The sequence below is a fragment of the Paenibacillus sp. J5 genome (assembly GCF_054955055.1).
Genome location: NZ_JBUEDD010000007.1, coordinates 256756 through 268669 on the forward strand (window position 1 = coordinate 256756; position 11914 = coordinate 268669).

Consider the following 11914-nt stretch of genomic DNA (forward strand, 5'->3'; position numbering starts at 1 on the left):
GCTGTATGACGAAGTGCCGAGCCATACGTTCTGAGCGGGTATTGCGGCATACGTAGTTACCGATGAGATCGAATAAGGAGTTGACGAGGGATGAGCGTATCTAGTCAGGAAGAGGCAGCAAAAATTCCGGTGACGGTGCTCAGTGGCTATCTGGGCGCAGGCAAGACAACAGTATTGAACCATGTGCTGCATAACCGGGAAGGGCTGAGAGTGGCAGTCATCGTCAATGACCTGAGCGAAGTGAATATCGATGCTGGGCTTGTGCGGGATGGCGGAGGCCTGAGCCGCACGGAGGAGAAGCTGGTGGAGATGTCCAATGGCTGCATCTGCTGCACGCTGCGCGACGATCTGCTGCAGGAGGTGGAGCGACTGGCGCGCGAGAAGCGGTTCGATTATATCTTGATTGAATCAACGGGCATCGGGGAGCCCTTGCCTGTAGCGCAAACCTTCACCTATGTAGATGATGAGCTGGGCATTGATCTATCGAAGCTGACCCGTCTGGACTGCATGGTGACGGTGGTGGATGCCTTTCATTTCTGGCAGGATTATAATACCCGCGAGACGCTCAAGGATCGCAACCAGGATGCGGGCGAGGGAGATACACGAGGTGTCGTGCATCTGTTGATCGACCAGGTGGAGTTCTGTGATGTGCTGATTCTGAACAAATGCGACCTTGTCAGCGAGGACGAGCTGAACAAGCTGGAAATGGCGCTGCGCGGACTGCAGCCGAGGGCGCGGATCATTCGCACGAGCCAGGGCAAGGTTGATCCGAAGGCGATTCTCAATACCGGATTATTCGACTTCGAGGCGGCGAGCCAATCGGCGGGCTGGATACAGGAGCTGCAAAAGGAGCATCACACGCCGGAGACCGAGGAGTACGGTATAGGATCATTCGTCTACACGCGCAAAATCCCGTTCCATCCAGAGCGATTGTTGAAGTGGATGGCCAAATGGCCCAAGGAGGTTGTTCGCTCGAAGGGTCTGATGTGGCTGGCGACGCGCAACAGCATGGCGATCTCGTTCAGCCAGGCAGGCGTGTCGCGGCAATTGTCCCCGGCGGGGCTATGGGTGGCCGCACTGTCGGAGGAGGAGCGTCAGGCCTACTTCGGCGGCGACTATCCGAAGTCTCCAGATTGGGATGAGGTGTGGGGGGATCGGGTGACGAAGCTTGTCTTCATTGGCGTCGATCTCGATAAGGAACGCATCACAAGCAGTCTGGACAGCGCATTGCTCACCCCGGAGGAGCGTAACGGCAATTGGCGCGAGCTGCCTGATCCGCTGCCGAGCTTCTAATATAGGATGCTTATATAGGGCTGTTCGGAGAACCCTGTTTGAATATATAACATTTATAAGTGCTGTTGGCCTTATAAGCGCTTCTATACGCGAAACGAAGCTTAGCCCGTCCAGGACGGCGACAGCGTATACGCTTGGTCGTTCTCAAATCAATAGCAAACATCAGGAACGCTGATCCTCATAAGGCGTTCTTTGGTGTTTGCTTTTTTCGGTTGATGGGCTGAAAGGCTGCGTTTCAGACGCTCCCTGTTGCTGTCTATATAGGGCATCCTTAATGTCTGACTAGGCTCAATGGTCACCATTCGGAATCGGCTTGATGTACAGCAGGGCTAGCCATTCCTCTGTGGCACAACCCCTTTTACATAGTCCTGCAGAAAATCGAAGGCATCCTGATCGCCTGGGGCAAGGGATTGCTCCAGGATGAACCCGGTGGCCTGGCTGATCTTAAGGATGGAGTCCCCTCGTTGGATCGAGTAGTAGGGCAGATGAACACGGTATTCCTGGTTTCGGGAGACCATCTCATCGACTACGATAAAGCTGTTCACCATAACATCCGGTGGCAACAGGATGACTTCTCCACAGATTTCAATACGTGAGCCTAGTGCATCCTCCCCAGCTAATGTAATAAGCTGGCCTTCACCAGTCGGGGCCGACAAGTCCTCTTGAGATGGCCGTTCTCCGTCCGTTATACAGGATGCTGGAATGGAGCTGGAGGCTGACTTTTCGTGGTATATATACAGCGCGGCAAGGACAAGGGTCACGGCAATCCCGCAGACGGCTGCCATCCTGCGATTCATGTTCATGGTAACTTCCCTCCTAAGTGAAGATAGGAACCGATGCTCGACATAGGTTATTTTCTGGTGCTTGTATTATGCTGGAATTAGTGGTCATCCTTACCTCTATAGACGCGAAAAATGAAGCAAGGTTACACCCCGGACAGCCCACTTATCAAAACTTTTCAATAACTCATTGACTTTCCCCCTTACTGAAGGGTTTATACTGGGTACACATCAGCACAATGAAGTGGAGGCTTGGAGATGTTTAAAATAGGCGAGTTCTCGATGCTAAGCAAGGTTCCTGTCAAAACATTACGATACTATGATCGAATCGAGCTGTTAAAGCCCGAAAAAACAGATCAGGCTACAGGGTATCGCTACTATTCAGCAGAGCAACTATTTCAGGTGAATCGAATCTTTCTGTACAAAGAATTAGGCTTTACCTTGAAGCAGATGGCTCAGCTTCTTCATGAGGATATTTCCCTAGATCAGCTCCAGGGTATGTTTAAGCTCAAGGAGAGCGAAATTCAACAATTAATCGAGAGGGAGCAAGAAAAATTAGTTCGGATCAAGGAGCGTATGCATCTCATCAAACGAGAAGGGAGTGTTGAAAAGGAGCAGGAGGTCATCATCAAAACTGTAGAGAGCAAGCGACTTCTATCGTTTCGTTCCTGTGGGGCCGTAGAGGACATTCCTTCCCTATTTCAAACCTTCCATCAATTGTGGGATACGTATGACGAGGAATGGGTCACAGAGCCTCAAGTCGTGCTATGGAGGGAATCGCCCGACCAGGCAAATGATTTTGAATTTGAGGTCGGTTACGCGGTAAAAGGGGAGATTACCTCTCTTCCAGATGAGTTATCGATCCGTGCTCTACCAGCGGAGACGATGGCCACGCTGCTATTTCATTCGAATTCCCCCTTTGCCCAGACGACTTGTATTGATTTGGCGACCTGGATCGAGGAGAATGGCTATCGCGTGAAGGAGGATCAGCCGGGTAGAGAGATTTATCTACCACTGTCCGGGGAACAAGGGGATCGCTTAATCGAGATTCAAATCCCGATTGAACGATGAAGTACGATTATATAATGTGCGGTATAAAGGAGAAATGTTGGCTTGAAGAATAAACCCGTCATCTATTTGCTGGCACTGGCCGTCTTTTTGATCGGAACGATCGAATATATTATCACAGGCATCATCGAAATGGTGGCTGCCGACTTGCATGTATCGACAGCGGCCGCGGGGTTGCTGGTGACTTCCTTCGCCCTTTCAGCCGCTATCGGGGCTCCCATTGTTATTGCCCTTACCATTAATGTAGACCGCAAAAAGCTATTGTTATGGATGCTTGGCCTATTTATCGTCAGCAATTTCATTACTTTTTTAAGTCCATCATTTGAAATGGTGCTCCTCTCCCGAATGCTGCAAGGGTTAAGTGGCGGAATCGCTACCGTTGTCGCCATGGGGGTCGCGACTCGTCTGGTCGAGACGGAAAGGAGAGGGAGCGCGATCGGGCTCATCTTAATGGGTCTAAGCAGCTCCTTGGTGCTTGGTGTACCTCTTGGCACATTCCTTAGTGACCTGATAGGCTGGAGAGCATTATTCGTTCTCATCAGTGTCATCACCTTCATTCCACTATTCGTAGTGTATCGAAGTGTACCCGCGATTAAGGAACAAGAACCGGTTACGATCGGGATGCAATTATCCTTATTGAAGGATAAGAGGATTGTCATTGCTGTTGTTATAACGTTATTTTATGTTGGTGCCTACTCCATGTTATTTACGTATTTGACGCCCTATCTGCAAGCTTCAGCGGAGCTCACCATGGCACAAATTAGCGGTATTTTATTGCTTGCGGGAATCTGCAGCTTCATGGGCTCCAGCATTGGAGGGAAAGTAGGGGACAAGAAGGGGCCTAAATTCACGATTCTGATTGGACTAACGTTACAAGCTATTATGTTAAGCTCACTCGCCTTCATCGGAGCTAATCTGGTGGCTCTGATTGTGGTGATGATGGTATGGATGATCGCTACATGGAGCACATCTCCAGCCCAACAGCTCTATTTAGTTACACTGGTGCCCAAATCGCCGGATATTGCCTTGAGTGTGAATACATCCTTTATTCAATTTGGATTTGCCCTCGGCTCGGGGCTAGGAGGCTTGGTCATCAGCGGTACATCGGTATTGGATCTGAGCTGGTTCAGTGCGGGCATCGTTGTACTGGCTCTACTCATGACCTTCATGCTAGTCGTCCTGGATCGAGCCTCTGGCCGTAAGACAACGGTATCGTCAATGTGAACACAGTCTTAGTTGAATGAAGAAGAGGAGGGGGCAAGCTGCCTGCCTCCTCTTCGATATGTCTGTGAAACGCAGCTTCGCCCGTCGAGGACGGCTCAAGGCGACTACGCTTGATATAGAAGAAGTTACCGCTTATACGTCTCTCCTATATCTAGGCGAAATGGAGCTTCGCCTATCGAGGACGGCGGCAGCCGTTATGCTGGAGTATTGGTTTCCGAAGCAAGCAAGGTATCCAGCAAGCGAATAATCATCGCGACGGACTCCGCACGGGTAGCGGGAGCATTAGGCTTGAACAGGCCATTCCCTGCTCCGCTTACGATTCCGGCCGCTGTGAACGCGTTGATCGGCTCGGAAGCAAAGCTCGTGGCTGTATCCTCGAAGGTCGCCGCTGCACCAGGTACATAGTCTGTCAATCGAGCCAGCATCGCCACGATCTCGGCGCGTGTGACCTCCTGGTCTGGACGGAAGGAGCCGTCCTTATACCCATTGATCACCCCATGCTCGTGCAAGGCAGCGATGGCTTTCGCAGCCCAATGCCCCTGTGTATCCGGGAAGGAGGCTGTCCCGGATTGCGGGAGAGCAAGAGCCTTGGCAACCATCGTGGCGAACTCGGCGCGCGAGACCTTGTTATTAGGACGATAGGTGCCATCGCTATAGCCCGTTACAATCCCCAGCTTGGAGGCGCGCTCTACATAGGATGCGCTCCATGAGGTGGCTGGAACGTCCGAGAAGCTTACTGCAGGCGCGGACGTTTCTTGTTTCAGCCGCTCTCTCACGGCAGCTACATCCACCTTGTCGTTAAAGACGGGCTTCGTAGCGGTCGGTGCGGGTGATGGCGTTGGTGTCGGTGCTGGTACAGGCGTCGGCGCTGGTTCCGGTGCTGGCGCAGGCGAAGTCGATGGGGAAGGGTACCATGGCGCAGGCTCGCTTGCCTTGGCCTTCACAACCGAGAATGTATCCACCGACTGACCGGCAATGGTGCGCGCTTCGACTTGAATCTTATCCTCCGTAACGGTGATGTAGGAATAGACCGGAACATCCTCATCAAAGATATAGCTCAGATAATCATATTTAGTGCCATCATAGAACTTCCAGCCCGAAGCGCCGCCATCCATATAGATCGTGCCCTTCGTTGAGGAGAGGTTCGGCTTGCCGTTCTGCATAGGATAGGTGCGTCCATACACATGATCATGACCGACCAGCACGAGATCCACTTGCTTCGCTTCGATAATCGGCGCAAAATACTTTTGCGTATACTCCACCAGGGACTGTCGGCCGCTCTCTGTATGGTAAGCAGGACGGTGGAACATGATGATCGTCCACTTCTTATCATTGTCGTTCAGATCCTGCTCCAGCCATGACGCTTGCTCGATCATCTGCTCCTCTGTGCCCTCGGAGTTGAGGACAATAAAATGAGTGTCATCGACATTATACGAATAAGCATATTGCCGTTGTGACTCCGGTCCGTTCAGCGGGAAATTCGCCCCTTTGGTGAAGACCTCTTTTCCTTCGCTCTTCACATCATGATTCCCCAAGGTTAGCGCGCTAGGAAGCTTCGTTGCATAGATGGAGGAGGCTTCCCAGAACTTCTGCCATTCCTCGAATGCTCCGCCCGCATCGACCATATCTCCGCCATGCATAATGAATTGCGTGGAGGGATGCTGCTCCAAGGCACTCGCCATTAATTGTTGATAAGTCTGCATCCCATGAGCTTGATTGGTATGGGAATCGGTAATAAACAGGAAGGAGGTCGGTGTTGATGTGTCCCGATCCACCGTAGAATAGTCATACCACGCAGACCAGTTGCCCTCATAGCCTACACGATATTTGTAGGCCGTATTGGCCTTCAAGCCGGTAACCAGAGCGTTATGGAACCGGATCTCTCCCTTCGCTCCATTCTCCTTCATGCTGAGCACCTGCAGCTCGCTCTCTGCCTGCTGCTGCTCCACCTGTGCAGCCGTGGGACTATTGCTTGTTCCCCATTGGCTGGCCTCGATGGTCTCAATATAGGTCACTGTACGATCGGATCTGGTTTGCCAGGCAACACTTAGCTGCGAGGACATATCCTCCGCTACATAGGTTTGAACATATTGAGGCACATCTGTGCCATACTGCTCGACCACTTCATATGGGACGACCTTACTATTCTGATCGCCATTGACCGCCTGAATCTGATACGTTCCCAGCGCCAATGTCGCCAGATCGGTCTTGAGCTGTCCATGGGCATCGGTCTTGCCGAGACTTCCGCTCAATAGCTGAGGCTGAACATCGGATGCCAAGATGTAGCCGCTCACCTGTCCATCTGGCAGAATAACCTCATATAGTCCATCCTCCGGCTCTGCAGAAGCGTAGTAGCGCTCGCCAGCTTGGGCAACCCGCAGTACACCAGAGGAGGTGTCATCATCCTCATAGATCGTAGCGGTCGGTGCGGTCACTGTCACGACAGAGCTTTGCTTCAGCAGACCGGTAAACATAATGTCCGCGCCTTCGTAGGGTCTGCCCTCGCGATCCAGTACAGTTAGTGTGGAGACCGTACCGAGGCCGACACCTGTCATCCTTAGCTGGTAGGGGAAGGCGATCGTATAATGAATAGGGGGTGCAAGCGGCGAGCTGGTCTGCACCTGCCCGGCAGTCAGACTTCCCTGACTCATCGTGATGCGCTTATATTTCTCGCCGCGCTCCAGTACCGCATGAGAGTTGACTCTGAAGTTCACGGTTACGGCATCGCGGGCATGAGCGGCTGTCATCTTATCCAGCCTGATCTGAACCGTTCCCCGCTCGTTATCCGTTGTTGTATCTAGGCTAATTCCGTCTGCCTGAACGACGCTCTCTACCTGAAGGGTAGCAGGATCGTATTGCAATGCAAATTGCGCTTGCTCGGCCTTTATGTAGTCTTGGATACTAATCGTTACAGGGTATCGCTCATTGCTCACCGCTTCAGCGGGGGCTGTCATGAGCAACCGCTCTCCGGCGTTTACGGTGAAGGCATAGGTCATCCCCGCCGGGTTGCCGTTGCGATCCTTCACTTCAATGACCAGCTCATGATAGCCGCCATCCACATCGCTGCCTGGGTAGGTTAACAATTGGGTATCTGGCGAGTAACGTACATCGGCTGTAATATCGGCGCCATCGAGCAGGACAGATAATGTCGTCAGATCAAGACCCGATCCAGCGTCAGCAAGTTCAACCTTCAGCTCATCCAGCGGAGAGGTTAACACTTCATTCTCGACAGGGGATACGGGATGAATAACAGGCACATCGCGATCCTCATCCGTCTCCTCATAGATGAAGGTAATGTCATCGACCCAGATCGAGCCTTTGTTCTTCTTGCTCATATTGGATTGCTTCAACTGGAAGAACAGCTCCAGGACGATCGGGCCCGCCTTCCCCTGCGGGACAGCAGCCTCGATATACTTCCAACCCTGCCAGTTGATGCCCGTATCGTTCGCATCATAGAATTCTGCCTGGAACGAGGAGCCGCCCTGATCTCTGAACTTCGTCGTGAGCAGATGGCCTTCATTATTTCCATATACCCACATGCCTACCTTGACAGGATAACCTGTCACCGGGATCCGGCCTGCCTTATAGCCCACCTCAATCTGCGACGGATTGTCCACGATGTCAATCATATCGTAATCGATCCGGGCCGAGTATTGTCCATTCCGCACATGCTTCTTGTCATCCTCCAGATGAAGGCTCGCACTGTACATCCGTTTGGGATTAAACTTCACATCCGAGATGCCATCCTCGAAATCCTCCACCAGAACAGATGGCGCTGACCCTTCGGCCGCATAGACAGGATGAATGGGGCCGCCCTGCAAGCCCCCCAGCAACGATACCAATGATGCGATGACAATGGTTTTGTTCAATCTGTTAGCCTTCATTCCCTCTGCTGATCCCCCTTGAACACGTATTTGTCCAAGAGTCACTATAACAGGTGAATGTAAATTTCATTCGGCATCATTATTAAATCAGATGCATCGTTAAGTTATTCCCCTGCTAAAACTTATCAGGAAACTGTTTGACAATTCCTTCGGTCAGGATGTCCGCAAAATGAATCATATGGAGCTCATTCTTGTCGGTAGCCGCAATATCTCCTGGCCAGTTGCCCTTGATGCGTTCCATCACGATTTCTGTAATCAACTGAAGATGTGTGTATAGCATATCCTGCATCACCTTAAACGGCCAGTTCGGATTGGCTTCACTTAAAAATTTGGCAATATCATCGGCGTTTTTGTGCCAGTCTGCTTCTAGCTTTGTCACTTCCGCCTGCTTGCCCGCTTGTGCAGATGCTACAATTTTCCCTGCGATCTGAATATGCTCTGTAAGCAGCTCAGCAAGCTTGTTTCCGGCAGCTTCTCCGTAATAAGGCTTGATGATATTCCCAATATCCTGCTGGTTTCGTAGCAGTCGGTTCAATACGTCCTTTTGATCTTCGAGATTGGCTAGGGCGCTGACAATATAGCTTCTCGTCCATATCGTATGGTCGATCCAAGCCTTCTGCATGTCGCTTTTGAGCTCCACCATTTTCGGGCTTAGGCAGGTCAAAGCCTTGTTTTCGCTCCATTTTGCTTGTGCAGACATCACGGGCACGATGTTCAAGCTCATCGTCAATGCTAGAAGCAATGCAAGCAACGATTTGTTTTTCACATTCACTACTCCCTCTGTGTTTTAGTTGAAAACAGCGAGGTTAGTTTAGGAAAAATAGCTGCAAACTATACAAAAAGCAGCATCCCGCTAGCCCTCAATAAGCTTGTGATTGCTAGGGGTTCTCATCATTATGTAACGATAACAAAGCCCCGCCCCGATTCTAAGGAACGGCAGGCGAGGCTTTGTAGCAACGAAGCTTAGTTCGTCAAGGATGTCAGCAACCGTTGACGCATGCCAGCTACTGACTTCTATTCCGTATACCAGCTCTTGATCTTCTGATCTGACGGGAGCAGGAAGGTGAGCAGGCCGAGCAGCGGCAGCAAGCTGACAACCCTGAGCACGGCATCCAGGCCGTACAGGTCGGTCAGGCCGCCGAGCGCGACCGCGCCGAGTGCGCCGAGACCGAACGACAGGCCAGTCGTCAGGCCGGACACGGTGCCGATCATGCCGGGCACCAGCTCCTGCGCGTAGACGACGGTCACCGACCAGCCAGACATGAGGATCAGTCCGGTGACGGCGACTAGCGGATAGGCCCAGAAGGCATCTGCATATGGCAGCGCCATCGCCAGCGGCACCGTGCCGACCATCGAATAGAAGAGCACATTGCGCCGCCCGAAGCGGTCGGACAGCGGCCCGCCGAGGAACGTACCAAGCGCGCCCGTGGCGGCGAACAGGAAAATATAGATCTGCGCATGCTGCAGCGTCAGATTGAACTTCTCCATCAGTTGGAACGGGTAATAGATCATAATGCTGGAATGATACCATGTGCGCACGAACAGCAAGGTCATAATGAGACCGATAGCATACGTAATCTGCTTCTTGCGCTGCGGGCTCATCTGCGCCGCTGCTTGTCCCTTCTGCTTCACAGCAATCGGGTGCGCAGCCAGATAATCGCGATACCAGCGGGCGATGGATAGCTGCACCACGACCGCGCTCAGCGTAATGGCCGTGAACCAGAGCGCGCCGATCTGTCCGAGCGGGACGAAGATCAGGGCCGTCATCACCGCTGCCAGCGATTGGCCGGAGTTGCCGCCGACCTGGAAGATCGACTGCGCCAGTCCACGGCGTGAGCCGCCAGCCATGTAGGCAACGCGCGAGGCCTCGGGATGGAACACGGCTGAGCCGAGTCCGACCAGCAGCACGGACAGCAGCACCGTCCAGTAGCCGGGCGAGAAGGCGATCCCCAGCACGCCGAGCGTCATCAGCCCCATGCCGATCGGCAGCAGATACGGATTCGGCTTACGATCCGAATAGAGGCCGATGACCGGCTGCATGACCGATGAGGTCATATTGAGGGCAAATACGATAATACCAGCCTGCATGTACGTGAGGTTCATCGCTTCCTTTAATATAGGGAGGATAGCAGGGATGATCGCCTGGATCGTATCATTGACCAGATGGACGATGCTAATCGCGATCAGGATGCGAAAGACCGTCGGCTTCACATCAGACCGCGGCGCGGAAGCCGCGCGGATGAGTGAAACATTTTCTATGGGTGACTGCAAGGTAAGCTTCATCTCCTTCAAGTGGACATTCTCTCCTATTATAGCAGAGCCGTTGCGGGCGGCAAGTGATATGGGATTGCATTTTCGGGCACAAAAAGCAGATAATCTGCTTTATGCGTCAGCATACTCGATGGGATCATATGTTTCTATTCTGGAAGATGGCCTCCAGTCAAGTGAACAGCAAGTGACAGGCAGGTGTGGCGTCCTTCTTCCTGGTCGCGGGTATGTGCCAAAATAGCTTTGCGTTCCGGCCAGCAATCAAGTATGATGTAAAGAATAGTGAGTGAGTATGGTGGCAGGCTAGCTGAGCCTGCTGTCAGACCGGGCGGCAGGCGGATGAAGCTGCTGAGGGTCTTCATTTTATTTTGTCTAAAAGGAGTCTGTGAATTAATGAGTGCGAAGGCGAGTTCAAATGTTAAAATTGTCGATTGTACAATTCGGGACGGCGGTCTCGTAAATAACTGGGATTTCAGTGTTGAATTTGTTCAACATCTGTATAGCAGCCTGAATGAGGCTGGCGTGGAATATATGGAGATTGGCTACAAAAACTCGCCCAAGCTGCTCAAGGGCGCGGATTCCGCTGGCCCATGGCGGTTTCTGGATGATGAGTTTCTGCGCAAGGTGATCCCGCAGAAGCTGAACACGAAGCTGTCTGCACTCGTAGACATCGGGCGTGTCGATGCTGATGATGTGCTGCCGCGTGAGGAAAGCCTGCTCGACCTGATCCGTGTGGCCTGCTACATTCAAGATGTGGATAAGGCGCTGGAGCTTGTGCAATTGTTCCACGACCGCGGCTATGAGACGACACTGAACATTATGGCGCTCTCCAACGTTATGGAGCACCAACTCCTCGAAGCCTTCGAGCAGATCAATGACAGTGTTGTGGATGTGGTCTACATTGTAGACTCCTACGGCAGCCTGCTGCCTAATGATTTCCGTCTGCTCGTGGAGAAGTTCAAGAAGCATCTGCCGAACAAGCGATTGGGCGTTCATACGCATAACAATATGCAACTGGCATTTGCCAATACGCTGGTCTCGGCAGAGTACGGGGTTGAGCTGCTGGACGCTTCCGTGTACGGCATGGGACGCGCAGCGGGCAACTGCCCGACCGAGCTGCTGGTGGCGAATCTGAAGAACTCCAGATATAGCCTTCGTCCGGTGCTGGATATGATCGAGAAGCATATGATTCCGCTTCGCGAGAAGGAAGAATGGGGCTACATCATTCCTTACATGATTACGGGCATGCTGGACGAGCACCCACGTTCAGCGATGGCGCTGCGCAATACGGCGGACAAGGACAAGTCCGTTGAATTCTATGACAAGCTGACGACACCAGAGGTTTCCTTCGGCGGCTAAGCTCGGACTAGATCGGACTGAACTGTATTCGAAGCTAAA

At 52.3% G+C, this 11914-nt stretch carries 8 protein-coding genes; 4 read left to right on the forward strand and 4 right to left on the reverse strand.

Going from position 1 to position 11914, the window contains the following annotated elements; translation table 11 throughout:
* Positions 1-90 precede the first annotated feature (90 nt).
* Entirely contained in the window at positions 91-1293 is a 1203-nt protein-coding gene (locus ACY1JZ_RS15070) for a GTP-binding protein (protein WP_462629881.1), read from the forward strand.
* Between the two features lie 329 nt (positions 1294-1622).
* Here the strand turns inward: ACY1JZ_RS15070 and ACY1JZ_RS15075 are convergent, their stop codons facing one another.
* A complete protein-coding gene (locus ACY1JZ_RS15075) occupies positions 1623-2096 on the reverse strand; it encodes a hypothetical protein (protein ID WP_462629882.1) in 474 nt (157 codons plus the stop codon).
* Positions 2097-2330: 234 nt separating this feature from the next.
* Here ACY1JZ_RS15075 and ACY1JZ_RS15080 point away from each other — a divergent pair, with 234 nt between their 5' ends.
* Entirely contained in the window at positions 2331-3143 is an 813-nt protein-coding gene (locus ACY1JZ_RS15080) for a MerR family transcriptional regulator (protein ID WP_462629883.1), read from the forward strand.
* Between the two features lie 42 nt (positions 3144-3185).
* The gene (locus ACY1JZ_RS15085; protein WP_462629884.1) at positions 3186-4364 is read left to right on the forward strand and encodes an MFS transporter; all 1179 of its coding nucleotides are present in this window, start codon (positions 3186-3188) and stop codon (positions 4362-4364) included.
* A gap of 194 nt (positions 4365-4558) precedes the next feature.
* Here the strand turns inward: ACY1JZ_RS15085 and ACY1JZ_RS15090 are convergent, their stop codons facing one another.
* The 3 genes from ACY1JZ_RS15090 to ACY1JZ_RS15100 all read right to left on the reverse strand — a co-directional run bounded on the left by ACY1JZ_RS15090 (position 4559) and on the right by ACY1JZ_RS15100 (position 10531).
* Positions 4559-8248, reverse strand: a complete 3690-nt coding sequence (locus tag ACY1JZ_RS15090) for an S-layer homology domain-containing protein (protein ID WP_462629885.1) — start codon at positions 8246-8248, stop codon at positions 4559-4561.
* A 115-nt stretch (positions 8249-8363) separates the two neighbouring features.
* On the reverse strand, positions 8364-9014 hold the full coding sequence (locus ACY1JZ_RS15095) for a glycosyltransferase (RefSeq protein WP_462629886.1): 651 nt from the start codon (positions 9012-9014) through the stop codon (positions 8364-8366).
* A gap of 248 nt (positions 9015-9262) precedes the next feature.
* A complete protein-coding gene (locus ACY1JZ_RS15100; protein ID WP_270172386.1) occupies positions 9263-10531 on the reverse strand; it encodes an MFS transporter in 1269 nt (422 codons plus the stop codon).
* 378 nt (positions 10532-10909) lie between these two features.
* On the opposite strand from ACY1JZ_RS15100, the gene ACY1JZ_RS15105 reads away from it, so the two are divergent.
* Positions 10910-11875, forward strand: a complete 966-nt coding sequence (locus ACY1JZ_RS15105; protein ID WP_462629887.1) for an aldolase catalytic domain-containing protein — start codon at positions 10910-10912, stop codon at positions 11873-11875.
* The last annotated feature ends 39 nt before the right edge of the window (positions 11876-11914 follow it).

Bases quoted from the DNA above. Each gene is read 5' to 3' on its own strand.
- ACY1JZ_RS15070 (WP_462629881.1), top strand. From the start codon at position 91: ATGAGCGTATCTAGTCAGGAAGAGGCAGCAAAAATTCCGGTGACGGTG.
- ACY1JZ_RS15075 (WP_462629882.1), bottom strand. From the start codon at position 2,096: ATGAACATGAATCGCAGGATGGCAGCCGTCTGCGGGATTGCCGTGACC.
- ACY1JZ_RS15080 (WP_462629883.1), top strand. From the start codon at position 2,331: ATGTTTAAAATAGGCGAGTTCTCGATGCTAAGCAAGGTTCCTGTCAAA.
- ACY1JZ_RS15090 (WP_462629885.1), bottom strand. From the start codon at position 8,248: ATGAAGGCTAACAGATTGAACAAAACCATTGTCATCGCATCATTGGTA.
- ACY1JZ_RS15100 (WP_270172386.1), bottom strand. From the start codon at position 10,531: ATGAAGCTTACCTTGCAGTCACCCATAGAAAATGTTTCACTCATCCGC.
- ACY1JZ_RS15105 (WP_462629887.1), top strand. From the start codon at position 10,910: ATGAGTGCGAAGGCGAGTTCAAATGTTAAAATTGTCGATTGTACAATT.